Below are 24080 nucleotides of genomic sequence, written 5' to 3'. Positions count from 1 at the left end.
GCCCCTCGGCAGGCGAGGGACACCCCGCGTCCACAGTGGCTCTTGAAAGTGCCAGCTGGCCAACGATTTTGGCGTCTGGTTAGGATCAGTCCATGCCCGAGCACCTTTCCTCGACGGAGGACTTCTTCGCGCTGGCCGAACGTGTCGACAACAATGCCCGCGTGCGCGTGGTCACCGGGGACTCCGACGCGTCCCGGCTGGAGCCGGATCCAGAGGCGGTCGTCGGTGCGATCTCCTCACCCGGCCAGCAGTTCCTGGGCGGTGTCGTGCTGTGCGCGGTGAGCGTGCTCGCGGTGTACGTCATCACGTTCAACGCCTGGGACGAAGACGGTTTCTTCCCGTGGTACTGGAACGTGGTCTGGACGCTGTTCCCGTGGTTCTTCCTGACCCCGGTCTGGCTCGGCTACGCCAAGTCGCTCCGGCGGCAGGCCTGCGCCCGCAGGTTCGCCGCGGGCTTCGAGGAGTTCCGGGCCCGGGCGGTCCGCGTCGCGGGCACCGTCGAGAACGTGCACGTGATGACCAGCGAGAGCGGCCGGGTGATCAGGTTGGCCGCGGAGATCGGGTGCGGCGCGCAAGGCCCGCTCGTGGTGCTCACCACGCAGATCAGCCTGCTGCAGACCGAGGTGCCGAAGGTCGGCGCGCCCGCGCACGTCTGGATCGGACCGGACCAGCAGACCAAGGTCGTGCAGATCGCATCCGGAGTCGCCGAACCGCCGGAGCCCGGTGCGGACGTCGTGGATTCCTCGGCGATGCTCGCGGAGTTGCACTCCAGCGGCGCGCTCAGCGACGAGGAGTACCAGAAGGCCAAACAACGACTGCTGGGCTAGGAGTGCACGTGGTGGACCGGATCGGAAGGCTCATCGAGCGGTACCGCGCGCTGGAGCCGGAAGACGACGAGAAGGCCGCGATCGTCGCTGAGCTCGACGGCGAGAGCGCACACGGGTTCCTGGCGTCGGTGCTCGCAGACCCGGACGAGCACGAACTCGCCCGCGTCGAGTGCGCGACCGCCCTGCGGCTCTACCCGCCGGTCGACGAAGAGGCCCGCCGGGAAGCGGGCGAGGCGGTGGTGGCCGCCCTGTCCGATCACGACGAGGACCTGGTGCGCCAGCACGCGGCGATGGCCCTCGGTCCCTACGCGGACCACCCGGTGGTCCACCGGGTGATGGCGGCCGCCATGCGCTCCGACGACGACGTGAACGTCCGGCACAACGCGGCGGCGGCCTGCGCGGAAGCCGGGCCGTCCGAGGAACGGACGAGGCTGGTGAGCGAACTGCTGGCGGACGACGAGCTGGGCTCGTGGGCCGCGAGAACCCTGGAGAGGTGGGCATGAGCGCCGGTGAGCAGCAGCGCCGGGCGGCGGGAACGCTTGCCGCGCCGAAGGATTTCAACGCCGCGAAGCGCCTCGTCCAGCGCGGGGCGCGAGTTCGCGTGGTCTCCAGCATCGGCGAGCCCGCGCAGCTGCCGAAGAACCCCGAGCTGATCACCGGCAGCTTCAAGACGATCAAGCAGCCCATCATGACCGGTTTGCTCCTGATCGTCGTGAGCGCGCTCGCAGTGCGCTTGGTCACCGTGAACGCGTGGGACGACGAGGAGTTCTTCCCGTGGTACTGGAACGTGATCTGGACGGCCTTCCCGTGGGTCTTCCTGGCGCCGGCCTGGACCCACTACTTCGACACGACGGTCCGGAGCTTCACCGCATCCCGGTTCGCCGACGCCTACGAGGCGTTCCGCGCCGAGGCCGTCCAGGTGCGCGGCACCGTAGCGGGCATCCGCGGCAAGCCCACCAGGTACCGCAGGGTCAGCAGGCTGGTCGTCGACGTCGCCTGCGAATGGCCGCCCGGAAACCAGATGTCGCTCGTGGCGCTGTCGCCCGACATCAACCTCCCGCACCACGAGGTCCCGGAGATCGGCGCACCCGCGTTCGTCTGGATCGGACCCGATGAGCGAACCCGGGTCGCCCAGATCCCGGCCCGAGGAACCTAGGAGTCCCGTGCTCGAACAGCAGATCATCCAGCGGACGCTGCGCGTGCCCCGCAGCACGGCGCCGACCGGGGATGGTTCCGCCGCCGCGCGGCAGCTGGACTCCGTCCTGGTGCGGGCCGGATTCAAAGCCTCGCGCGACCTGCTGGAACACGTGTCCGGGCTGGAGCCCGGTGCGGCCGCGGCCCTGGCCGCGCAGGTGGTCGGCGCGGTGCGCGAGCTGGTCGGCGACCACGTGCGGCACAACCCGTACTTCATCGACTTCCCGAACGGCGTGCCGGACACCGTGGAGTTCTGGGTGAGCTGCCTGCGGGAGGCCTTCACCCCGGGCGATGCGACCGACGCCGAACTGCTCGGTCTGCTCAGCGCCAGGCTGGTAGGCCTGCTGGACCTCCCGAGCTACGGCCGCTACCAGCACACCTACGCCGAGATGCTGGCCGCGAACGACGAGCTAATCCCCTCGGTCAAGGACCGCGTCACGATCGTGCACCTGGGCGATTCGTTCGACGACGAGGCCCGCGCGCTGCACTTGGCGCTGGCCGGGTCCACGACACCGCTGCGGGAGGCCGACCGCGAGCTGCTCGCCGAGCTGGCCGGGCACTACGCGCCGCCGGAGAGCATCCCGGTGCGGGAGAACCGGGCCGTGATCAACGCCGTGCGGCTGGCGGCGGGACTTCCGCTGCTCGAAGTCGACACCGTGGTGGACGTGCTGCGCACGGCGTGCCAGGCCAGCGGTGGTGACGTGACGCTGGTCGAGCCGACCCGGTTCCGCAGCTTCACCCGGCGCGAGCGGCGGGTCCTGCTGGCCGCGTTGGACGAGGTCGTGACCGGCAGCGAGGGCAAGCTCGGCGACATCGCCCGGTGGGCGGAGCGGTTCAAGCGGCTCGGCGAGCGGCTGCACCCGCACGAGCACCCGAAGTTCCCCGGCGCGCAGGACGTGTTCGCCGTCGCGCGCGGCCAGCGGACCGCGAAGTCGCTGACCGGCCGGGCGGAACTGGCGTTCGCCGCCGGGGACGTCCCCGCTGCCGTCGCGGTCCTGTCCGAAGCACCCGGATTGTTCATGCGGTCCCTCGACCGGTTGCTCCGCCAGTCCGCCGAACCGGACGCGGTGCTGGACGCCATGGCGAAGGTGCTCGGAACCGTCTCCGGGCGCGTGCTGTGCTCGGTGCGGGAACACCTCATCAACCGCAGTACGGCCGACGGGCACCGCGTGTTCGTCAACCGCGCCCGCCGGGCATGGGTCACCCCGGACGCGCGGGCACCGCTCCCGCGCGAGGTGATCGAACGGGCGAGCGCCCTGATCGACGCCGAACTGCGCACCCGGCTGCCCGAGGCCGAGCGGCTGGTGGTCGACCCGGCGGTGCTGGACGTGGCGCTGCCGCTGTCCGGTGCGGCGAGCGAGGACGGGTTCGGAGTGCTGCCGCGCGGCTCCCGCAGCAAGGTCGACGGGGAGCTGCTCCGGTTCTTCACCTACTGGCGGCAGACCCGCGAGGACACCGACTTCGACCTGGGCGGACAGCTCCTCGACGCGGAGTTCGGCTACCTCGGGCACGTTTCGTGGACCCGCCTCACCGACGATGCGGTGGTGCACTCCGGGGACCTCACCTCGGCACCGGGCGGTGCGACGGAGTTCATCGACATCCCGCTGGGCTCGGTCGACGCCGCCTACGTGGTGCCAGAGGTCGACATCTTCAGCGGCGAGAACTTCAACCAGGTCGCCGAGTCGATGTTCGGCTGGATGACCCGCGACCGCGAGCAAGCCGGCGCACCCTTCGACGCGCGCACCGTGCGGACGCGCTCGGACATGCGCGGCTCCGGCCGCATCGCACTGCCGGTCGTGTTCGCGCGCGGGGCGGACGGGACGTGGACGGCGATCTGGCTGCACCTGTACCTGGAAAGCGACCGCATCTTCAACCAGCTGGAGAACAACAACTTCGCCACCGGTGCGCTGGCCCAGGCCCTGGTGCAGCGCGAGTACCTGACCGTGCGCCACCTGGTCGAGCTGTGGCGCGGGAAGTGCGGGTCGGTCACCACCTGGGACCCGGCGGCCGAGCTGGACGGACCGGTCACCTTCCTCGGGCTGCACCGGCCCGACGGCCTGCCCGCCGGTTCGACCGCGATCACACCGAACGGGCTGGTATCCTGAGCTCGCGAGGCCATGGGGAACTTCCTTCTGATCACTATAGATTCCTAGTTCTTCCGCTTTCCTCGCGTCATACCAACGCTGATGGCCTGTCCTGCCGGGACAGGCCATCAGCGCACTCGGCGGGGGACGGGCCAATGCGGCTGGAGCACACCGAGAAGCCGGTCACCGACGAGGAATTCGACGTCTTCGAGCGCTTCCTGGATCAGACCCTGCCGGACGTCTTCGAAGACCACTGCCGGACGAACAACGGCGGCTGGGTTCCCGAAGGCTCGGACAACTCGCCGGGCGTGCACGGGTTCAACCCGATCAGCCGTGGAACGCGTCCCGTGGAGCGGTTGATCGACGACCTGCAGCTCACCGACGGGCGCTACGGCGAGGTCGCTGACAGGTGCTGCGCCGCGGACGGCCGCGTTGCGGGGCCGAACTGGTCGAGGCGGCTGGTTCGGCACCTCGCACCGGGGTCATCGGCTATCCGCGAGTGAGTGCGTAGCCGACCTTGAGTTCGTGCAGCTGCGTGGCCAGCAGGTGGCTCGCAGCCCGGGCCGCGCCTCGGCGATCGGCCACCGGATGCGGATCGTCCAGGATGGACATCGTTCCGCGATAGGTCGCCAGGGCCTTGTCCGTCGCGGCCCTGGTCTGTTCCTCGGACGGTGCGCGGGAGAGGACCAGTATCGGCGGCTCCCGGTTGTCGGCGATGGCGGCGATGAGGCGGGCGTGGCCGTCCAGGATCGCGTAGCAGTGGAGTCCGCTGAACCACCAGAGCAGCACGGGCGGCAGGATGCCCTCCCGTGCTTGCTTCCGGCAGCCTTCGCCCTGCCGTCGTCGGGCAGTGGCGGCTGCCGCAGGGGCATGATCCTCCATGAGCCGGTGAACCAGTCGATGTAGCCGCCCGGATGCTCGTCGAGCAGCCGGGAGCGCCATTCGCGGGCCAGCCCGCCTCCAGTCCGTGCCATCCCTTCCCGGACGAGCTGCCGGGAGAGCACCCACCGCCCCTCGTGGAGCGGGCCGAGAGAGGATGGCTCCAGGGCGTTGGCGAAGCGATGCGCCCAGCGGGCGTACCAGGACGGTGCCCCTCCCTCGGCGACCGCGCGCACCTCGGTGGCACGCTGGGTGATCGGTAGTGGCCCGTGCGGGAGTACTCGACGCCGCCCCGGTCATCGTCGACCGCGGCGAAGAGCACCGCATCCGGCACCTGGGACAGGACCATCTGGTTCCCGTTCGCGGCCTCCGGCCGCAGGCCCGGTCGGAGTGCCTGCGGCAGCTCCAGGTCCAGGCCGACCCAGTCGCCCTCGATCGGCGCTGTCAGATTCGTCCGGTCGACTGGTTCGATCCTTGTGCGCTGCAACTCGGTGTGCGGTCGTCCGGGCGGCAAAGCGATGAGAGCCCGGGTGGGTGTTGCGCACCGCCCTGGTGGCCGGGCGGTGCGCAACGGGCTAGCCGACCGCGTCGCGGATGGTGTTGTAGAGGTCCAGAACCGCGGCGGCGGTGGGAATCAGGGCGATCAGCACCAAGTACTCGATCCGGTCCAGCCAGCGGGCGCGGATCGGGGCAGCGGCGCTCGGGCCGCGCCCGGCGTAGTACAGGCACGCCACCCCGGCCAGCGCGGTCCCCGCGCCCGCCGCGAGCAGCCAGTCAGCGTCCAGTGTGGACAGCAGGCGGGTGGTCAGACCGATCAGCAGGACCAGCCCGATGACGATCGTCGCCACCCGCTGCGCGGTGCCCGCGTAGGAGCGGGAACGCAGCAACCACGCGATGGCCACCACGGCGACCAGGACCGGCGCCCACGGTGACGGATCACCGAGCAGCACCAGGCAGCAGCCCGCCGTCACGATGCCCAGCGCGGTGACCAGGCCGGTCAGGATGTGGCTGGCCGTCGTGGTCGGGCCGAGCACCGCCGAGCCGAGCGTGGGCTGCTCGTCGGCGCGGAACGAATCCATGTCGGCGGGCACCTTGGGCATCGGCAGCCTGGCCAGCCGCAGCGAGATCATCGGTGCGGCCGCGGTCAGCGCCGCCGTCAGCGCGACAGCCACCGCCGCGATCCGGGTACCGGGCAGGTCGAAGAGCGGGACGCACGCGGTGATCACCGCACCGAGCGCCGAGGCGGCGATGATCGGCGCGAACCAGGTGAACCGGTAGACCAGCATCGCCGCCGCGGTGGCATAGGCGGTGACCGCGGCGAGCCCGAGCGGAAGCGAACCCACCAGGGAGTGCGGCGGCAGCGCGGTGGCTCCGGCCAGCAGCGCAGCCGGGACACCGGCCGCGGCGGTCGCCGTCGCGGCGTCCACGTCGCCGCGAGCCCGCGACAGCGCACCACCGGAGACCACCAGCGCCACCGCGATCAGCGCGCACGACACCGGTGCCAGCAGGCTGCCGCCGAGCGCCCCGGCGACGAACGCGGTCGTCCCGGTGAACAGCGCGAGAGCCGCCAGCAGACTCACCCGCCGCCCGGTCCGCGGCCGCCACGGGCCGGCGCGGGTCTGCGCCGCACCGGCGATCGCGTCCACCGCGTCGTCGAAGACCAGCGGTGTCTCCCGGCTCGGGCGCGGCTGCAGGGACAGGATCTCCCCGTCCTGCATCAGCGTCGCCGACACCGTCAGCCCCGGCGCCAGCGGAGCGCCGCCGAGGCGGGCCAGCACCCAACCCGGGTGCTGCTCCGACCGCGGCGGCGTCCCGCTGAGCCGCACCAGCTGCGGGATCAGCTCGGCCACCGTGCACTCCAGCGGCAGCGCGACGTCGACCCGGGAACCGGGCGAGACCACGGTGACCCGGCGCGGTGCCGCCATCAGGTGAGCTCGTCGGTGGCGCTGAGCACCGGCGCGAGCCGCTGCTCGGCCAGCCGGGCCAGCTGCTCCAGCGCATCGTTGGCGGCCTCCGCGATCACCTCGCCGATGTCGCGGGCGTCGTAGCGGCGCAACGCCTCCGGATCGATCTCGAACTCGGTGAACCGACCGGTGCCGCGCAGGGTGGCGGTCACCTCGTCGTTGCGCGAGTATCCGGAAACCAGGACGGTGTCGATGTCCTGGCGGATGCGGTCGATCTCCGCCTGCTGGTGCTGCATCAGCTGCACCAGCTCTTCCATCTCGGGCAGATCAGCGTTCATCGGTGCGCTTCCGGCGTTCAGGCGGCGACGGCGGCAGGCGTGCCGCTGTCGGCGAACAGGGTGGTCAGGGTCTGGCTGAGCGCGTTCTTGTTCTGCTCGGCGGAGGCCTCGGACTGCGACTTCAGCTGCGTCGCCTGCACGACCGCGTTCATGATGGCCAGCGCGATGGCCACCTCCCGCCACGGCGAGCTCATGCCCTGCGCGGCCCGGATCCCGTCCATCATGCGCTGCACGATCTCCATCGCCTTCTGCAGGAAATCGGCCTTGTGCTGCTGCGCCGTGCTGCGGGCCTGCACCAGCGCGTCGGATGCCGCGGTGAGCCGCTGGCTCTCCTTCTCCAGCGCCACCTTCAGGACGTTGGTCAACTGGTCGACGAAGCCGTCGGACTGCTGCCGGCACGCGTCGTAGCCCCGACCGTTCCAGGTCTCGCCCAACTGGGTCACGACCTGGTTTGTCGCCCCCGCCGCCGCACCCACCTGCTGGGCGCACTGCGCGCAATCCCTGGCCTTGGACCGCAGTTCACCCGGGTCGCCGGTGACGTCGCTGACCGCTTGGGTGAGCAGCGTCAGGCCTGCCCTGATGATCGCGGTGACCAGACTGGTGTCCATGCCGCACCTCCATTCCCCGCGAGCGTAGGGCGGAGTCGGTCGGCGGCTGGACGGCAAAAGTACCCACCTGCGCGGATGCCGCGGCGACGACACTTCAGGAGTACCCCGAAGTGGAGGCGGAAGTACCCGATGCGGACCCAACCGGCGCTGCGCGACCGCGCGCCCGAGCAGATCGTGCTGCAGGCCCCGCCCGGCGTGGCCAAGGGCGGCGGCAGCCAGTCCTGGATGCAGATGATGTTCATGGTGCCGATGATGCTGGGCATGGGCGCCATGTCATTCGTCTACATCGGACGATCCGGCGGCCCGATGACCTACATCTTCGGCGGCCTGTTCGTCGTCGTGATGATCGGCATGATCACCATGTCGGTGGCGGGCGGCAGGCAGTCGGCCAAGGCCAAGATCAACGAAGAGCGCCGGGACTACCAGCGCTACCTCGCCGGACTGCGCAAGCAGGTGCGCGAAACCGCCGAAGCCCAGCGCGCCGCACTGCTGTTCACCCAACCCGAACCCGAAGACCTGTGGACCATCGTGCCCACCCAGCGGCGCTGGGAGCGGCGCCGCACCGACGCGCACTTCGGCCAGGTCCGCATCGGACTCGGCCCCCAGCAGCTGGCCACCCCGCTGCGCGCCCCGCAGACCGCGCCGCTGGAAGACCTCGACCCGGTCGCCTCCACCTCGCTGCGGCACTTCATCCGCACCTACTCGACGGTACCCGACCTGCCGGTGGCCATCGCGCTTCGCGGCTACGCCCGCATCACCATCAGCGGAGCCCGCGACGAGGTCGCCGAGCTGGCCAGAGCCGTGATCGGCCAAGCGGTCACCTTCCACTCGCCGGCCGACCTGCGCGTGGCGCTGTGCGTGGCGGAGCGCAACCGAGTGGACTGGGACTGGGCGAAGTGGTTGCCGCACGCCCAGGACGAGTCCGAAACCGACGCAGCCGGACCGGTCCGGCTGGCGGCCGGCGACATCGCGGCGCTCGCCGAACTGCTGGGAACCGACTTCACCGAACGCCCGGCGTTCACCAAGAACGCGAAACCCGACGCCGAACGCCCGCACCTGCTGGTGATCTCCGACGGCGCCCCCGTCCCGCCGGAAGCCGAGCGACACGGCGCCACCGTGCTGGAACTGACCGAGCTGCCACCCGACGCGGTTCGCCCGAACGCGCTGTTCCTGCACGTCTCCGACGGGCTGATGGGCATGCTGGTCGGCAGCGACGACGAGGTCGGGTTCCGCTACGTCGGCGAACCGGACCAGCTGAACACCACCTCCGCCGAAGCGCTGGCCCGGACGATGGCACCGTGGCACGCACCCGGCTCGGCCGCCGCCGAAACCCCGATGTCCACCACGTTCGGCCTGGCCGACCTGCTCGGCCTCGGCGACCCCCGCGACACCGACCCGGCGGTGACCTGGCGGCCCCGCAGCGCCCGCGAGCGGCTGCGCGTCCCCCTCGGACTGGACCCCGACGGGCTGCCGGTCGAGATCGACCTGAAGGAATCCGCGGAAGGCGGCATGGGCCCGCACGGACTGGTGATCGGCGCGACCGGCTCCGGCAAGAGCGAACTGCTGCGCACGCTGGTCACCGGCCTGGCCGTGACGCACTCCTCGGAAGCGCTGAACCTCGCGCTGATCGACTTCAAGGGCGGCGCGACCTTCGCCGGCATGAGCGAACTCCCGCACACCTGCGCGGTGATCACCAACCTCTCCGACGACCTCGCGCTGGTAGACCGGATGGCCGACGCGATCCACGGCGAACTGGTCCGCCGCCAGGAACTGCTGCGCACCGCGGGCAACTACGCCTCGGTGCGCGACTACGAGCAGGCCCGCGAAGCCGGTGCCGACCTCGCACCGCTGCCCGCACTGCTGGTCATCATCGACGAGTTCAGCGAACTGCTCTCCAGCCGACCGGAGTTCATCGACCTGTTCGTGATGATCGGCCGCCTCGGACGCAGCCTGTCGGTGCACCTGCTGCTGGCCTCCCAGCGGCTGGAGGAAGGACGCCTGCGCGGACTGGACGCGCACCTGTCCTACCGGATCGGGCTGCGCACCTTCTCCGCGTCGGAAAGCCGCACGGTCCTCGGCGTCCCGGACGCCTACCACCTGCCCGCGGTGCCCGGCTCCGCCTACCTCAAGAGCGACACGGACACCTTGCAACGGCTCAAAGCCGCCTACGTCTCCGGCGAACTCCCGGCCCGCGCCGCAGCCGGTGCGGTACCGGAATCCGCACCGGGCAAGCAGGTCATCCCCTTCGGGCTGGACCGCGCGGAAGACCCGGCACCACCCGTGGTGTGGCCCGCGCAGCTGCCCGAGGCCGAACCGGAGGAGAGCACCGGCGAAACCATCATGAGCGCGATGGTCGACCGCCTGGTGGGGCGGGGGCCGGGCGCGCACCGGATCTGGCTGCCGCCCCTGGACGAACCGCCGACCCTCGACCAGCTGCTCCCGGCCCTCGGACTCGACCCGGAGCGAGGACTCTGCCCGGTCGGCTGGAGCGGCAACGGCGGACTGGTCGTCCCGGTGGCCACCGTGGACAAGCCGTTCGAGCAGCGCCGGGACCAGCTGTGGCTGGACTTCTCCGGCGCCGCGGGCAACGCGCTGCTGATCGGCGCTCCGCAGAGCGGCAAGAGCACCTTCCTGCGCAGCACCATCGCCTCGCTCGCCCTCACCCACACCCCGGCGGAAGTGCAGTTCTTCCTGCTGGACATGGGCGGCGGCGCGCTGGCCGCCGTCGCCGGGCTGCCGCACGTCAGCGGCCACGCCGCGCGCCGCGACGAGGAGCGCTGCCGGCGCATCGTCGCCGAGGCCACCACGCTGCTGGACCAGCGGGAGGCGTTCTTCGCCGAGCACGGCATCGACTCCGTCCAGACATTCCGGCAACGGCGCGCCGAGTTCACCGAAAGCGGCGGAACGGGACGCGAATTCGGCGACGTGTTCGTCATCGTCGACGACTGGGCGACGGTGCGCCAGGAATTCTCCTCGCTGGAAGACCCGCTGGTCCGGCTGGCCACCCGCGGCCTCGGCTTCGGCATCCACGTGATCATCTCCACCACCTGGTGGCTGAACCTGCCGACCCCGCTGCGCGACAGCATGGGCACCCGCGTCGAACTGCGCCTCGGTGACCCGAGCGACTCGATGATCGACCGCCGCGCCGCGCAGAACGTCCCCGCCGCGGCACCGGGCAGGGGGCTGACGGTGGACAAGCTCCACATGCTCACGGCGCTGCCCCGAGCCGACGGCGACCAGCGACCGGAAACCCTGGCCGCGGGCACCTCCGAACTGGTCGCCAGGGTCTGCCAGGCATGGCCGGGCACCCCGGCGCCGCGAGTGCGGCTGCTGCCGCGCGAGGTCGCCGCCGACGAACTGCCGCTTCCCGCCGGGCGCGCCATCCCGCTGGGACTGGCCGAATCCGACCTGCAACCGGTGTACCTGGACTTCACCACCGAACCGCACTTCATCGCCTTCGCCGACGTGGAGAGCGGCAAGACCGCTCTGCTGCGCAGCATCGCGCACGGCATCACCCGCCAGTACACGCCCGAAGAAGCCCGGATCATCGTGGTGGACTACCGGCGCGGCCTGCTCGGCGCCATCGCCGAAGAGCACCTGCTCGGCTACGCCGGATCCGAACCGGCGCTCGACGACGCCGTCACCCAAGTCGCCCAAGCCATGCGAGAACGGCTGCCCGGCCCCGACATCACCCCCGAACAGCTGCGGCGCCGCGACTGGTGGCAGGGTCGCGAACTGTTCCTCCTCGTCGACGACTACGAACTCGTCGCCTCACCCGGCAAGGTCACCCACCCGCTGCTGCCGCTGCTCGACCTGCTGCCGCACGCCCGCGACATCGGCCTGCACCTGGTGCTGGCCCGCGGCAGCGGCGGCGCGGCGCGAGCCATGTTCGACCCGGTCGTCCAGCGCATCCGCGAACTGGGCTCACCAGGACTGGTGATGTCGGGCAGCCGCGACGAAGGCCCGCTGCTCGGCGACGTCCGGCCGGGCAAACAGCCACCGGGCCGCGGTGTGCTGGTGCGCCGCCGCGCCGCGAACGAACTGGTCCAGGTGGCCTGGACTCCGTTCGGTGCGGGCACAAGTGCCGTCGCCGACGACGTCAGTTCTGCCGTGTGACGGCACCGCGAACATCCCTAGTGTCACAGGCGAAAGGAGGCGAAAACATGAGCACACCCCAGGGTGTCGTCGTCGACCGGGCGGTCATGAGCAAGGCGTCCAGCGACTTCGACGACACGGCGACGCGGATCCGCGAGATGATGGCCAAGCTCAACGCCGAGGTGGAGGGTCTGGTCGGCGCGACGCAGAACTTCAACGGCTCGGCGCGGCTGGCCTTCGACCAGAACAAGATGCTGCTCAACGACAAGATCCAGCGCGCGCAGAACGAACTCACCGTCATCGCGACGAAGTTCAACGAGGTCATGAACCAGCACGCCGGCTTCTCCGAGCAGCAGAGCACCCAGATCAACCAGACCACAGCCGCCCTGCACTCGGGCGGCGGCATCATCGCCGGCCTCAACGGCTGAGCACAGGGGAGCGAGCATGAGCTACGTGGGTGGACCCTCCAGCGACACCGTCGCGATGAACTTCGGCGCGGTGGACAACGCGGGCAGCACGCTGGTCCGCTACTCCGGTTCGATCAGCACCGCGCTCGGCGAACTGGACACCGCGCTGGGCCCGGTGCGCGAAACCTGGTACCAGTCGGGCAGCCAGTCCGGTGCCGACGCCCGCACCGCCGAAGCCAACCTCCGCAGCGCCCTCGGAGAGATGACCCAGATCATCAACAACCTGGGTTCGCTGCTGAGCCGCTCGGCGATGGACGGAGCAGCCCTCGACAATTCGTTGGCGGCGAAGTTTCACTGAGCTGCACTCGTCTTGCGCGGCGGTGCGGGTAGCGGAACCTCAGAGGCTTTCTCGACTCCGGGACCGGACGTGTACGCGGCGTCCGGGCTGTCCTCGCGAGAAAGCCTCTGAGAACCCGCGGCGGTGCCGGTTGCGAGGGCGGGCTGTCCGCATGCGACACCTCGCACTCGGTGCCGGTCGTGCGTCGCAGTTGCTGTTCACCGCCGAAAGCGGCTTCGCCGCTTGCCCGATGACGGCTGTTCTGACGACGTGCCTCATCACTTCGACTTGCCTTGCGACTGCCGGTCCCGGCCTTGCCCGGTGGCGTCCGCGCCTCGCCGCCCGGCCTTTGGTGGTGGGATTGGTTACGCAGACCGTCCGTCCGTGAGTGCTTTGGGGCGCTATGACACCCCAAAGCACTCACGGGCACCCCGCATCGCCAGATCGGTCCTCCGCGGCCCGCGAGCGGGTCAGTCGTGGTACCCGGGTTTCCCAGGTACTGCCCGAGTTGGTCTCCTTCGACACCGCGGGAAGGGTTGTCATGTCCAGCAATGGATCGTTCGCGGTTCATCTGCAGTCGTTGGTGGAGTTCGCCGCTGAGCTCACCACCCAGCTGACCGGGATCGACCGGCCGAACGGGCACCTCGAATCGCTCACCGAGCGGGAAATCCGCCTCGGGGCGTTCAACGAAGCCGGATCGCTGTGGGAGAACCACTTCCTCGCCGTGGCGGAGATGCGCAACCTGGTCGGGCGCGCGCGGGAGGCGATCGACTTCGCGGAGAAGATCACCGGCACCGTGATGAACGCCTACGAACAGCACGACGACCAGATCACCTCGTCGCTGTCCGGTCTCGGCTCCACCGTGCAGTCGGTCGACTTCAGGAGGGCGTGAGGCAGATGCGGGAACCCACCGACTTCTCCGCCTACAGCCACCAGCAGCTCGTCGCGATGCTGCAGTCCGGTGACGACGCCTCGGTGCGACCGGCGGCCGACTCCTGGGACAGCGTCGGGGCGGCGCTGCACGAGCAGGCGGGCAACCTGGAGGCCAAACTGGCGAAGTTCCAGGAGCAGTGGCAGGGCGGCGCCTCCGAGCAGTACCGGGTCATGATCAAGGACCTGGCCGGTGGGCTGCGCCGCATCGCCGACTCGGCGTTCGCCATCCGCGACCGGGTGCACGACTCGGCGGACGCGCTGGCCAAAGCGCGCGCCGAGATGCCGCCCGCGGTCGAGGTCGCCGAACTGCCCGCGGAGACCAAGCAGTGGGCGACCGCCTCGCTGCAGGTGCCCGTCGACGCCTCGCCCGCGATGGTGTCCCAGCTGCGCCAGCGCCAGGCCACCGCAGTGCGAGCAGTGCAGGAACACCAGCAGGCGAGCGCGGCCGCGGACGCGGCGCACGGCAAGGCGATCCAGGTCATGACCGAGCTCGGCACGCGCTACCGGGAAGCAGATCAGAGCATGCCGCTGGCCACCCACGCGTCGGTTCCGGGAGTCCCGGCGCCGGAGAACGGCTCGGACGGCGATGCCGAGCCCGGCCACGGAGGCGGCGGCGAGGAAACCGGTCAGCCCGGCGAGCAGGCACCGCTGGTGCCGGACCCGCCCGGCAAACAGCCCTCGACACCGCTGTTCGGCAACATGTTCACCGCCGGGCTCGCCGCGGCGTCGGCCGCCGGGATGGGGCGGCTCGGGACGTTCCGGCCACCGAAGGTGCCCGACTGGGGCAAGCCGAAGAACCCCGAGGAAGAGGAGACCAGCAAGCCCGTCAAACCCATCAGCATGCCCGGCACGGGCGGGATGTCGCTCGGTGGCCCGAGCGCCGGTGCGGCCGCACCGGTCGCCGCGGCAGGTCTGGGAGGGACTGCCTCGGCCACCAGCGCGATGGGAACCGCGGGCGTGCTGGGTGCGGCGGCGGGAGCGGCGAACGCGGCAGGCGCAGGCGTCGGGCACATGCCGATGATGCCGATGATGCCGTTCGCCCCGGGGGCGCAGGACATGTCCGGGGCGCGCCGCATCCCGCCGTGGTTGGTGGAGACCGAGGAGGTCTGGGGCGAGTCCTCGGTCGTGACCCCCTCGGTGCTCGGCGCCGACCCCACCGACTGAAGGAGATCCGACCATGCCAGCGCTCACCGATCAGCAGATCGCCCAGCACGCCGCCAACGCCGGGTTCAGCGGAGACGACCTGCAGATCGCCGTCGCCGTCGCACTCGCCGAATCCAAGGGCGACCCGGCCGCGATCGGCGACGTGTCCCTGCAGACCGAAGCATTCGGCCCATCGGTCGGCCTGTGGCAGATCCGCTCGGTGAACCCCGGCCACGGCAACGCCTTCGACCGCGCGCACCGCAACGAGGCGGCCAACGCCGACCCCGCGACCAACGCCCGCAACGCCTACGCGATCTTCCGCGAGCACGGTTGGGGCCAGTGGTCGACCTACACCGAAGGGCAGTACCGGCGGTTCATGGACCGGGCGCGCAACGCGACCCCCGGCGGCGGCGCGGTCCGCGCCCGGCAGGCCTCGAACACCAGCGGATTCCAGGGCGAGATCGCCAAGTTCTTCGACGCCGCGGCCAAACTCGTCGAAGGAACCCGCAAACCCCTGCTGAACGCCTCGCAAGCGCTCAGCCACGGCGCGGCGTCGCAGAACGCGTTCGGCAGGGTGCAGGCCTCCGCCGCGGCCGCAGGCGCCCACCAGGCCAACATCTCCAACACCTGCGAGAGCACCCGCCGGGCGCTGGCCGCCGACCAGAAGTTCCGCGACGACCTGGACTGGGCGGCGCGGACGATCCGGCAGCACGACGACCGCGCCGCGCACGCCCAGCAGGGCCAGCGAGCCCTGATCGACCAGGTCTGAACCTTCTGAGGAGACAAGGACATGACGCGGTTCGCGGTGAACCACACCGCCCTCGACACGGCGGCGCAGTCGCTGCCCGACCAAGTGGCTGTTCTCGGAGAAGCCCGCCGCCACCTCACCGCCCGCACGCTGAGCACGAACGCGTTCGCGAACGTGCCCGGATCGCAGCACGCCCAAGCCGGGCACCTCGGCAACATCCAGGCGGGCGAGGAGAACCTGCGGGCGTCCTCCAGCCGGCTGAGCGGGATGATCGACGGGATCGAGGCGTCGAACGCCGCCGTCCGCCGGTGGGACGCGCAGAAAGCCGCCGAGATCAAGAAGCTCGACCCGGACCTGGTCGTGCCCGTCCTGAACGGGGGAGCGGGCAGCTCCATCGCCGAGCGCAACTCCGCCAGCCGGGCCCGGATCGCGCTCGCGCGCGACGCGGCCGAAGAAGAGATGCGCAAGCTGCAGGGCAGCGTCGGCCCGGTCAACCGCGAGATGGAGATCCAGCAACTCCGGGAGAAGATCGCCGCCTACGACGAGATCCTCAACAGCAACACCCAGATCCTCAGCTTCGACGGAGAAGGCCGGATGGTGGCGCTGGTCGGCAAGCTCGACTCCGACACCCGGTCGGTGGCGGTTCTGGTGCCGGGCATGAACACCGGGGTGGAGGACTTCGCCCGCTACACCGAGACCGTCGGCAGCTACGCCCAGGCCGACACCAGCGGGCGCACCGCATCGGTGCTGTGGATGAACGGCGACTTCCCGCAGGGCCTGATCCAGGCCAGCGGCGCAGGCCCGTCGCAGGAGATGGCGCCCCGGCTGGCCGACTTCGTCAACAACGACCTGCGGCCGCAGCTGGGCGAGGACGCCAAGGTCACCGTGATCGGACACAGCTACGGCGGCGCCATCGTCGGCCTGGCCGACGCCGCGGGCATGCGGGCCGACAACGTGGTCCACGTGGCCTCGGCCGGCATGGGCTCAGGTGTCACAGAACTGACCAACCCGTACCCGGAGAACCGGTACTCGGTGACGATGGAGCGCGACCCGATCCAGTGGGCGCAGGGCCGAGCCCACGGGCCGGACCCGGACGACTTCCCCGGCGTGATCCCGCTGCCCTCCAGCCGCGACAACGACGGCTGGTTCCTGCCGGACGTGGGATCGCACAGCAGCATCCTCGCGCCGGGCACGGACTCCTGGAACGACATCAACAGCGTGGTCAACGGCTCCATCCACAACTCCCAGGTGCTGCACTGAGCGCACACCTCCCCAGAACCGGCCGCTGAGCGATAATCCCCCGTCGCTCAGCGGCCGTTCCACTGAGGCGACCGAGACGGTGATCGACCACCGATCGCTCGGTGCGGGGACTCTGCGATGGATTCCCTCGACTGCAGTGTCCGTCGGCGACGCGCATGGGGCCGGGGTGGTTTCAAAGCGGTGGGTGGTCGCCTTGGGTGGTTTGCGATTTCAGTTGAAATCGGCCATGTTCTCGACAGGGCCTCCGGTACTTCGGTAAGCCGATTTCAAGTGAAATCGCAGAGGTTCACCACCCAAGGCCGGTGGTGCCCGATCCGCCGGGTGGCGTGCTGACCGGACCACTGCAGCTCTGAGTTGAGGCCGTTGTCGGGGAACGCCAGGTACCTTAAGCGTCAGGTGTCGGAGCCGGGGCGCCAGCGGCGCGCCCGGCCCAGCCTGATGGTCGCCCTCGCGACCACCGCCAGCGCTGCTGCCGCGATGCCGAGCAGGGCCAGCCAGCCCGACAGCGGGGAGTGGTCGGGCAGCGGTGGCGGACCCGCGGCCGGGTGCATCGTCGGCACCTCGGGCGCAGGTGGCGGAAGTTCCAGCGCCGACGGGTCATCGGCGAGCTCCGTGGTCACCGCAGAACGCACGTTCAGCACACCCCACCCCAGACGGGTGTCATAGCCGTTCGGCGGACGGCTGGCGGTCCGGGCCAGGCGGTCGGCGACCTGCTTCGCGTCGAGCTCGGGGCGGTAGGAACGCACCAGGGCCGCGGCACCGGCGACGTAGGCCGCGGAGAACGCCGGGAGATCGACACCCCACCGGTGCCCCAAACCGCGCGCACCCGCCGAAACACCGACCAGATCAGCACCGGGCGCGGCGATCGACAGGTGATCACCGGCCTCGCCCTGCACCGCCGCACCGGATTCGTCGAGCGCGCCGACCACCAGCACACCCGGAAGATCAGCCGGGTACGACCGGGAATCCGGATCCTCGCCCGCGGCGGGGGAGACGACCACCGCGTTGCGGGACAGCGCATCGCGCACGGCGGCCTCCAACGCCGGGCTCGTGCTTGATGCGGGCACGGCGACCAGGACGACCGTGGCACCGGCGTCCACCGCACGCCCGATCGCACCTGCCAGCGCGTTCGCAGAAGGCGCACCTCCACCGGTGGTCGTCTCGGTGTACCGGATCCCGAGCAGCCGGGCCCCCGGCGCCATCCCGGTGAACACCGTGCCCGGGACCTGCTGCGCGCCCACGATGCCCGCGGCGAACGTGCCGCGGCCGTCGCAGTCACCGAGATCCGAACCCGGCACCACCTGGCCAGGCGCGAACTGCGCGTTCCCCGCGTCGATCCCGGTGCCGACGACCGCCACCAGCTGCCCGGAACCATCGGCCAGCGGCCACGTCTCCGACGCATCGGTGAGCCGCTGTGCCCAGCCCATCGGATCCGCGTACACCCCGGCCGGGGACGCGCACTGCGCTGAAGCCGCCGGGGTGACGACGAAACCGCTGACCAGCACGGCGGCCACGAGCGCGGACCTCACGACTGCGGAACCCACAACGTGACCTGCGTGCCCCAGTCCGGACGGGACTCCACCCGCGCCGAACCACCGACCTCGGCCATCCGCGCCTTGATCGACTCCGCGATGCCGAACCCCGGCTTGCGATCCGGGTCGAACCCCGCACCGCGGTCGCGAACGGTCACCGAGATCCCGCCATCGCGTTCCGCCACCCGAACTTCCGCCCTATCGGTACCGCTGTGCTTCAAAGTGTTCCGCAGCGCCTCGCCTGCGGCATCGCGCACTGCGGTCCGCTGCGGCGCCGACAGCGTGTCGTCCACCTCGGCGCGGATCAGCTCGGCGCGCAGCCTGCTGCGCGACAGGTCCTCGATCAACGCGACCAGCTCGGGCCCCAGCCGTGCGCGGCCGGCGGCAGGAGCGGCGGCCATGTCCCGGCGGATCAGCGCGGCCTGCTCCTTGGCGGCCTGGCGCAACTCGGCGAGACGAGCCGGAGCCGCGCTCTCGTCCGACCTGCTGCCCAGCGCCAACGCCTCCAGCGTCGGCAGAACCCGGTCGTGCAGGTACCGGTTCAACACATCCCGCTCGCAGCGACGACCGTGCCGATAACCGGCGCGGTGCGCGAGCCGGACGCTGAGCACCAGCAGCACCATCAAGCAGAGCGAAGCGGCGAAGATCATCACGCGGGACTCCCGGATGTCAGGCCGACAGGCGGTCGGGGGCCGAGCAGGTGGCGAAACCGTGCTCGATCGCATAAGCGGTCAGCGCGGGGCGGCGGCGCAAGCCGGTCTTGTCCCGGATCCGGTCCAGGTAGGACCGGACGGTGCGGATGCTGATCCGCAGACCCACCGCGATGTCCTGGTCGCGTTCCCCCGCCGCGAGCCTGGCGAGGACCTCGGCCTCGCGGTGCGACAGATCGATGCGGGCACTCGGACCGCGCTTGAGCGGAGCCGCTTCGAGCACGACGTCCGCCAGCTTCGAAGCGACGTGGCTGCGACCGGCCGCGACCTCCCGGACGGCGTGCAGGATCTCCTCGCCGTCGGCGTCCTTGCCCAGGAAACCCCGGGCCCCGGCCAGCATCGCGCCGAGCACCTCGGCACGATCGGTCTGCGCCGACACGACCAGCACAGGATGTCCTCGGCGCACCATCTCCATCACCGCGGCGGCGCCCCGCACTCCCGGGATGCCCAGATCCAGGACGACGATGCTGCCCGGCCACCGGCTGCGGGCGGCGAATTGCGCGACCGACTCCGCGACCGCGTCCACCACGATGTCCGGGGCCTCCTCGAGCACCCTGGTCACCGCTGCTCGGTACAGCGGGTGGTCCTCCACCACCCCGACTCGAATCCGCTCGGTCTCCACCGGCTTCTTCCTCCCCGTCGGACTTCCGCATTCGACGCTATCGAGGTCCGGCCACCTGCGGTGGTGGCTGTTCGTACCCCATTGACAGGTCGAGCCTGCGGCACCGGCGGCGCCTACCGATCACAGGTCAGAGCTCGTCGGCGCGCACCAGACCGTCCTGGATCGCGCGCGCCACCAGCGCTGCCTTCGTCGGGGCCTCCCGGCCGACGTTGGCGTACTTCACCCGCACCCGCTCCAAGCAGGAGTTGACGCGGTGCACGGTCAGGTTCAACCGGCGCGCGACCATCTCCTTGGACTCGCAGTGGAACCACTCCAGCAGCACCTCGGCCTCCCGCGGCGACAACCGGGGCCGGTGCGGGCGGTCATCGGTGCCGAAAGCACCGGACAACGACGGTGGCAGGTACGGGGTGTTGCCCGCCGCGGCCTGCACCGCCGCCACCAGGTGGTCCTCGCCCTCGGCCTTCGTCAGATAGGTGAACGCGCCGATGTCCAGGCAGGTCAGCACCGTCTCCCGGTCCGCCCGCATGCTGTAGATCACCACCTGGCGCCCGGCGTCCACCAAGCGCTTGAGATCACCGTACGCCGGGCCGGTGACGTCGAGCTGCAGGTCGAAGATCACCACGTCCGCGGTCGCGCCGGGCTCCAGCCACGCCACCGACACCGCCGGGCCGGAATCGAGCACCTTGATCGGCGGATCGGCCAGCCCGCACCACGCGCGAACCCCCGCCACCACCGCGGGATGGTCGTCGACCACCACTACCGTGATCACCTGCGTACCTCCCACGTCGCCTCGATCCAGACCCGTCCGCCGTCGACCACCGCAGACGTCGACACATCCCCGTCGGAGTGCGGGAGCGCGGGTTCCAGCGCATCGGCGATCACGCTGACCGTGACCGCATCCTCCGTGCCCGCCACCGTCAGCCGCACCGTGCCGGTGGCCGTGGCCAGCGCGGTCACCGCGGGCTCGGTGAGCTTGCGTCGCACGTCCTTGGGGATCTCCGGGCGCTTGCCGGTCGCGGCGAAGCGCACCGAAAGTCCCTGCCGCTCGGCCAGCTCGATGCACGCCCGCAGCTCGTGCAGCAGCGGATCGGGCACCGAGGCGTCCTCGGCGAACAGGCGCCGCATCTTGGCCGCCTCCACCGAACACCGCCGCCGCACCGAATCGTCACCGGGATCGAGGGCACCCGAGGCCAGCCCGGACAGCAGCGGCACCGTCGTGGTCTCCAGATCCGCGTACCGGTCCTTGCGGTCCCGGTGCAGCTGCCGCGCCACCTCCTCGGAAGTCCGCAACTGCTCCTCCTCCCGGGCCACGCGCGCTGAGGACACCGCCAGCGCGCGCAGCACGACCGAGATCACGCCCACCGAGAGCTGGTAGGAGACGATCAGCACGGTCGCGTTCACCGAATCTGCGAACGTGATCGCGGCGTCACCGGCCAGCCCCACCTGCGCGAAGGTCAACACGTACTGGGCGATGAGCGTCACGGCGAAGACGAGCAGCCTGCAGTCGAGCAGGAACAGCACCAGCGTCCAGCCGGCGTCGCCCTCCGACCAGTGCGCGAAACCGAGCAGGTCCTCGGGCCGCACCGACGCGGTACCCAGCACGGACAAGCCGAAGACGACCGCGATCAGCGGCCAGCGCCAGCGGCCGATCGACCGTCCCCGGCGCAGCGCGACCAGCACCACCAGGGTCAGCACCACGAAACCGCCCCAGGCGGCGAACTGGGCGGCCATCGGCCGGTAGGCCTCGGGGTGGGTCAGCAGCTTCGGCAGGTCCAGCAGGCACAGGATGACGAGGTTCATCACCACCGCCGCCCACTGCAGCCCGCGCAGGAACCGGGCCGCGATGTTCTCGGCGTCGCCACCGAGATCCTCCGGCACGCCCAGCGGGCAGGTCATCCGGACGCGGGTCCCGCAGCCGGGGCTGCTGGTCACCTCGGCGCTGCCGCCGGTGCGGCGCATGCGCTCGACCAGCGAGCGCGTCACGCCGTAGCGGTGGCAAGAGATGCGATCCGGGTCGAACCCGAGCCCCTCATCGACGACTTCGACGACGACGTCATCACCATCGCGGGAGACGATCACCTCAGCGCTGTCGGTCCCGGCGTGCCGCACGACGTTGGTCAGCGCCTCGCGCGTCCCGTGGCACAGCGCGGCAGCCTCGACCGTCGGCACCACCAGCTCACCGGGAGCGGTCACGTGAACCGTCAACGGAGTCCTGGCGACGGTATCGCGCAACATGCCCACCAGATCGACATCACCGCCGGAGACCACGGACCGGCCGCGGATCACCTCCAGATCGCGGCTGGACTGCTCGGCCAGCCAGGCCTGCTTCTCGTTGACCACGCCGGCGCCCACCATCAGCAACGTGGCCGAGGCCGTGTCGTGCAGCGCCGCCAAGTGCTCGCTCTCATCGGTTCGGCGCGCCTCGGCGACCGCTGCCTGGCGGCGCAGCCGCTCACCGCGGGCGACGTGCTGATCAGCGGTTTGGGCGCTGCGCCGCACCAGCAGGTACAGCCATCCGGAGAGGGTGGCCTCCATGAGCATCCACAGGTGGATCGGCGCCGCGGTCAGCCAGTGGTCGGGCATGGCCAGCGCGGTGCCGACCAGGTGCGCGGCGGTGATCAGCGGGATCGCCGCGGCCAGCGCCCGCACCCCGATGTGCCAGGCGTAGGCGACGAGGATGACCGCGGCCGACACCCGAACCCAGGTGGTGCCCTCCGGGCCGGAGTCGACCGGCGTCGTCCAGGCCTGGGTGATGCAGATCGCGCACACCACCAGCACGTCCACGACCACCGGCCAGCGCCCACCGACCCGGGTCATGCAGATCGCGTAGGTGACGTTCCAGGCGTTGAGCGCCAGGACGATGAAGACGGCCAACCCGGGGGACAGCTCGGTCTCCATGACGAGCGAGGCCAGGCTCGCCATGGCCACCACGACCGCCCGCACCCACACCGCGTAGTGCAGTCCCAGGTGGACGAGCCCGCGTTCGGCCGATCCCATCAGCCCGCGATCACCTGCCGGGCCCGGCCAGGATCGAGGGCCGTGCCGGTCGGGAACAGTGCCAGCACGGAGGCGGGCGCGCTGTACCGCGGCAGATCGCCGTAGCCGAGCGCGGAAACCGCCTCATCGCCCGGGATCGGGTACTTCAGGCCGGTGTCGGTGATGAGGTAGACCGCCGCGGCGTCGGTGACGATCGCGCCGGATCCACCGGGGACGTAGACCTCGTTCGCCGTCTCCGGGGTCGGCGCGGTCACCGGGATCCGGCGCGACGGCAACTCCCAGCCGGACGTGACGCGCCCGTCGGAGGCGCAGATCGTCGCCGTTCGGCCGGGTGCCACCGGTTCCGGTCGCTGTGCCGGATATCCGTCCTCGCGGCCCGGGGAGCGCGGGACGCCGCCGATGTCGGCTGTGGCGACCTCGATCCGGTGGGGGCGCTCGCCGGGGTAGGCGGCGGCGGTGCCCGCTGCTCCGAGCACCAGGTCCGCCTCGGTCTCGGTGATCACGGCCAGGCCGTCGCGCTGGACCAGGTAGTACTCGCCGACCTCGGACACCAGGACCTGCCCGACCAAGCGGGGCTGCGAACCCACCTGGACACCGGGCGAGCCTGCTCCGGGCACCTCGATGGGGCTCAGATCCCGTCCGGCCGGGAGGGTGTTCAGCCAGGCCTGCGTCACCAGGACGTCTTGAGCTCCGGCGTACCCGAGGGCGACCAGGGCGCGCTCACCGTCCAGGCGGTGGCGCTGGCCTCCGGTCACCAGGAACCGTTCTCCGGAGGGGAGCCGTGCGAGCAGCGCTCGGCTCTCGGTGCCACCGGCCTTCGGTCCTAACAGGATCGTGGTGATCGGGGCGTCGCCGTTCCGGTCGGCCCGGGTGCACGTGGTCCACGAGCCGTTGAGCAGGCGCTCCGGGCGCGGCAGCGAATCGGGTGCGCCGGCGATGCCGACGGCCGCACCCCGGGGAGCGCCGGACAGCGACTTGGCGGGCACGGTGACGGTCTTGGTGCCGTCACCTCCGGCGAGCAGCCGGGCGGAGGCGTAGTTGAGCACCGGGTGCAGCAGGCCGTCCTCGCCCAGGACGAACCTGGTCCCGGTCTCCTTCTCGATGATCACCTGGCCGCCTTGCCGCCAGGCCTCCGCGCGCGTCGGGGCGAGCAGGCCGATGACACCGAACACCGCGGACACCAGGAGCGCGACGGCCAGCCCGAGCGCGGTGCCGAGCACGACGCGTTTGGCCGGTGCCACCGGGTGGTTGGCGTCGGCGGAAACGAGCGCGGAGACCAGCCGACGGCGCAGGAACCGGTAGGCCTGGATCTGATCTCGCTGTGTCCACACCTCGTGACCCCCGTACAGAGCATCTGATCGATGCGATCGTACTCAGCGGTACGACCTTTTTGTACGTGCTGGGTAACATTCGCCAATCTCGCAGCGATAGGACGTGTTTCGTTCCCCGTATCGTTGCGGAA

Annotated in this window: 22 protein-coding genes; 12 read left to right on the top strand and 10 right to left on the bottom strand. The window is 70.9% G+C overall.

Annotated features, from left to right (window positions below; translation table 11 throughout):
• The first annotated feature begins 92 nt into the window (after window positions 1–92).
• The 5 genes from C4T78_RS09295 to C4T78_RS09275 all read left to right on the top strand — a co-directional run bounded on the left by C4T78_RS09295 (window position 93) and on the right by C4T78_RS09275 (window position 4608).
• Window positions 93–827, top strand: coding sequence for an SHOCT domain-containing protein (locus C4T78_RS09295; RefSeq protein WP_093358543.1), 735 nt, complete (start codon window positions 93–95; stop codon window positions 825–827).
• An 11-nt stretch (window positions 828–838) separates the two neighbouring features.
• Window positions 839–1330, top strand: coding sequence for a HEAT repeat domain-containing protein (locus C4T78_RS09290; RefSeq protein WP_218161767.1), 492 nt, complete (start codon window positions 839–841; stop codon window positions 1328–1330).
• Window positions 1327–1983 carry a hypothetical protein gene (locus C4T78_RS09285; protein ID WP_093358539.1) on the top strand — a complete coding sequence of 219 codons (657 nt, stop codon included), beginning with the start codon at window positions 1327–1329 and terminating at the stop codon, window positions 1981–1983. The genes C4T78_RS09290 and C4T78_RS09285 overlap by 4 nt, the downstream gene beginning before the upstream one ends.
• A 7-nt stretch (window positions 1984–1990) precedes the next feature.
• Window positions 1991–4126, top strand: coding sequence for a TerD family protein (locus C4T78_RS09280; protein ID WP_093358536.1), 2136 nt, complete (start codon window positions 1991–1993; stop codon window positions 4124–4126).
• A gap of 134 nt (window positions 4127–4260) precedes the next feature.
• Window positions 4261–4608: an SMI1/KNR4 family protein gene (locus C4T78_RS09275; protein ID WP_093358533.1), complete on the top strand. Its 348-nt coding sequence runs from the start codon at window positions 4261–4263 to the stop codon at window positions 4606–4608.
• Here the strand turns inward: C4T78_RS09275 and C4T78_RS09270 are convergent.
• The 4 genes from C4T78_RS09270 to C4T78_RS09255 form a co-directional block, all read right to left on the bottom strand.
• Entirely contained in the window at window positions 4595–4894 is a 300-nt protein-coding gene (locus C4T78_RS09270; protein WP_093358531.1) for a hypothetical protein, read from the bottom strand. The genes C4T78_RS09275 and C4T78_RS09270 overlap by 14 nt on opposite strands.
• A 665-nt stretch (window positions 4895–5559) precedes the next feature.
• Window positions 5560–6909 carry a type VII secretion integral membrane protein EccD gene (eccD, locus tag C4T78_RS09265; RefSeq protein ID WP_093358530.1) on the bottom strand — a complete coding sequence of 450 codons (1350 nt, stop codon included), beginning with the start codon at window positions 6907–6909 and terminating at the stop codon, window positions 5560–5562.
• A complete protein-coding gene (locus C4T78_RS09260; RefSeq protein WP_093358528.1) occupies window positions 6909–7226 on the bottom strand; it encodes a YbaB/EbfC family nucleoid-associated protein in 318 nt (105 codons plus the stop codon). Before C4T78_RS09260 ends, eccD begins: the two co-directional genes overlap by 1 nt.
• A 17-nt stretch (window positions 7227–7243) precedes the next feature.
• Window positions 7244–7834 (bottom strand): WXG100 family type VII secretion target, encoded by a 591-nt coding sequence (locus tag C4T78_RS09255; RefSeq protein WP_093358527.1) that lies wholly within the window; start codon window positions 7832–7834, stop codon window positions 7244–7246.
• Between the two features lie 129 nt (window positions 7835–7963).
• Here C4T78_RS09255 and eccCa point away from each other — a divergent pair, with 129 nt between their 5' ends.
• From eccCa to C4T78_RS09220, 7 genes are all read left to right on the top strand, one after another.
• Window positions 7964–11950, top strand: a complete 3987-nt coding sequence (eccCa, locus tag C4T78_RS09250; RefSeq protein ID WP_093358525.1) for a type VII secretion protein EccCa — start codon at window positions 7964–7966, stop codon at window positions 11948–11950.
• A gap of 47 nt (window positions 11951–11997) precedes the next feature.
• Entirely contained in the window at window positions 11998–12357 is a 360-nt protein-coding gene (locus C4T78_RS09245) for a WXG100 family type VII secretion target (protein ID WP_093147030.1), read from the top strand.
• Window positions 12358–12373: 16 nt separating this feature from the next.
• Complete coding sequence (locus C4T78_RS09240) at window positions 12374–12694, top strand: hypothetical protein (protein WP_093147028.1); 321 nt, start codon at window positions 12374–12376, stop codon at window positions 12692–12694.
• Window positions 12695–13214: 520 nt separating this feature from the next.
• Entirely contained in the window at window positions 13215–13565 is a 351-nt protein-coding gene (locus C4T78_RS09235; RefSeq protein ID WP_093358524.1) for a hypothetical protein, read from the top strand.
• A 5-nt stretch (window positions 13566–13570) separates the two neighbouring features.
• A complete protein-coding gene (locus C4T78_RS09230) occupies window positions 13571–14770 on the top strand; it encodes a WXG100 family type VII secretion target (RefSeq protein ID WP_093358522.1) in 1200 nt (399 codons plus the stop codon).
• Window positions 14771–14783: 13 nt separating this feature from the next.
• Window positions 14784–15518, top strand: coding sequence for a transglycosylase SLT domain-containing protein (locus tag C4T78_RS09225; RefSeq protein WP_093358519.1), 735 nt, complete (start codon window positions 14784–14786; stop codon window positions 15516–15518).
• Between the two features lie 21 nt (window positions 15519–15539).
• Complete coding sequence (locus C4T78_RS09220; RefSeq protein ID WP_093358517.1) at window positions 15540–16757, top strand: alpha/beta hydrolase; 1218 nt, start codon at window positions 15540–15542, stop codon at window positions 16755–16757.
• Window positions 16758–17149: 392 nt separating this feature from the next.
• Here C4T78_RS09220 and C4T78_RS09215 read toward each other — a convergent pair whose 3' ends face one another.
• The 6 genes from C4T78_RS09215 to eccB all read right to left on the bottom strand — a co-directional run bounded on the left by C4T78_RS09215 (window position 17150) and on the right by eccB (window position 23949).
• On the bottom strand, window positions 17150–18286 hold the full coding sequence (locus C4T78_RS09215; RefSeq protein WP_235863895.1) for a S8 family serine peptidase: 1137 nt from the start codon (window positions 18284–18286) through the stop codon (window positions 17150–17152).
• Window positions 18283–18939, bottom strand: a complete 657-nt coding sequence (locus C4T78_RS09210) for a sensor histidine kinase (RefSeq protein ID WP_235863901.1) — start codon at window positions 18937–18939, stop codon at window positions 18283–18285. Before C4T78_RS09210 ends, C4T78_RS09215 begins: the two co-directional genes overlap by 4 nt.
• Before the next feature lie 19 nt (window positions 18940–18958).
• The gene (locus tag C4T78_RS09205) at window positions 18959–19621 is read right to left on the bottom strand and encodes a response regulator (protein WP_093358512.1); all 663 of its coding nucleotides are present in this window, start codon (window positions 19619–19621) and stop codon (window positions 18959–18961) included.
• A gap of 127 nt (window positions 19622–19748) precedes the next feature.
• Complete coding sequence (locus C4T78_RS09200; RefSeq protein WP_374703868.1) at window positions 19749–20390, bottom strand: DNA-binding response regulator; 642 nt, start codon at window positions 20388–20390, stop codon at window positions 19749–19751.
• Window positions 20387–22618: a sensor histidine kinase gene (locus tag C4T78_RS09195; RefSeq protein ID WP_103908101.1), complete on the bottom strand. Its 2232-nt coding sequence runs from the start codon at window positions 22616–22618 to the stop codon at window positions 20387–20389. The genes C4T78_RS09200 and C4T78_RS09195 overlap by 4 nt, the downstream gene beginning before the upstream one ends.
• Window positions 22618–23949: a type VII secretion protein EccB gene (eccB, locus tag C4T78_RS09190; protein WP_093358475.1), complete on the bottom strand. Its 1332-nt coding sequence runs from the start codon at window positions 23947–23949 to the stop codon at window positions 22618–22620. Before eccB ends, C4T78_RS09195 begins: the two co-directional genes overlap by 1 nt.
• Between the last annotated feature and the right edge of the window lie 131 nt (window positions 23950–24080).

It is taken from the genome of Saccharopolyspora kobensis, from assembly GCF_900108315.1.
GTDB lineage: Bacteria > Actinomycetota > Actinomycetes > Mycobacteriales > Pseudonocardiaceae > Saccharopolyspora > Saccharopolyspora kobensis.
Note: the sequence above shows the minus strand (reverse complement) of the source record. Positions and strands in the feature narration are given on the sequence as shown.

What these genes read in the sequence shown, in the direction of transcription:
- eccCa (WP_093358525.1), top strand. Translation starts at nt 7,964, where the DNA reads ATGCGGACCCAACCGGCGCTGCGCGACCGCGCGCCCGAGCAGATCGTG.
- C4T78_RS09235 (WP_093358524.1), top strand. Translation starts at nt 13,215, where the DNA reads ATGTCCAGCAATGGATCGTTCGCGGTTCATCTGCAGTCGTTGGTGGAG.
- C4T78_RS09295 (WP_093358543.1), top strand. Translation starts at nt 93, where the DNA reads ATGCCCGAGCACCTTTCCTCGACGGAGGACTTCTTCGCGCTGGCCGAA.
- C4T78_RS09220 (WP_093358517.1), top strand. Translation starts at nt 15,540, where the DNA reads ATGACGCGGTTCGCGGTGAACCACACCGCCCTCGACACGGCGGCGCAG.
- C4T78_RS09195 (WP_103908101.1), bottom strand. Translation starts at nt 22,618, where the DNA reads ATGGGATCGGCCGAACGCGGGCTCGTCCACCTGGGACTGCACTACGCG.
- eccD (WP_093358530.1), bottom strand. Translation starts at nt 6,909, where the DNA reads ATGGCGGCACCGCGCCGGGTCACCGTGGTCTCGCCCGGTTCCCGGGTC.
- C4T78_RS09225 (WP_093358519.1), top strand. Translation starts at nt 14,784, where the DNA reads ATGCCAGCGCTCACCGATCAGCAGATCGCCCAGCACGCCGCCAACGCC.
- C4T78_RS09210 (WP_235863901.1), bottom strand. Translation starts at nt 18,939, where the DNA reads ATGATCTTCGCCGCTTCGCTCTGCTTGATGGTGCTGCTGGTGCTCAGC.
- C4T78_RS09240 (WP_093147028.1), top strand. Translation starts at nt 12,374, where the DNA reads ATGAGCTACGTGGGTGGACCCTCCAGCGACACCGTCGCGATGAACTTC.
- C4T78_RS09275 (WP_093358533.1), top strand. Translation starts at nt 4,261, where the DNA reads ATGCGGCTGGAGCACACCGAGAAGCCGGTCACCGACGAGGAATTCGAC.
- C4T78_RS09245 (WP_093147030.1), top strand. Translation starts at nt 11,998, where the DNA reads ATGAGCACACCCCAGGGTGTCGTCGTCGACCGGGCGGTCATGAGCAAG.
- C4T78_RS09255 (WP_093358527.1), bottom strand. Translation starts at nt 7,834, where the DNA reads ATGGACACCAGTCTGGTCACCGCGATCATCAGGGCAGGCCTGACGCTG.
- C4T78_RS09260 (WP_093358528.1), bottom strand. Translation starts at nt 7,226, where the DNA reads ATGAACGCTGATCTGCCCGAGATGGAAGAGCTGGTGCAGCTGATGCAG.
- C4T78_RS09230 (WP_093358522.1), top strand. Translation starts at nt 13,571, where the DNA reads ATGCGGGAACCCACCGACTTCTCCGCCTACAGCCACCAGCAGCTCGTC.
- C4T78_RS09285 (WP_093358539.1), top strand. Translation starts at nt 1,327, where the DNA reads ATGAGCGCCGGTGAGCAGCAGCGCCGGGCGGCGGGAACGCTTGCCGCG.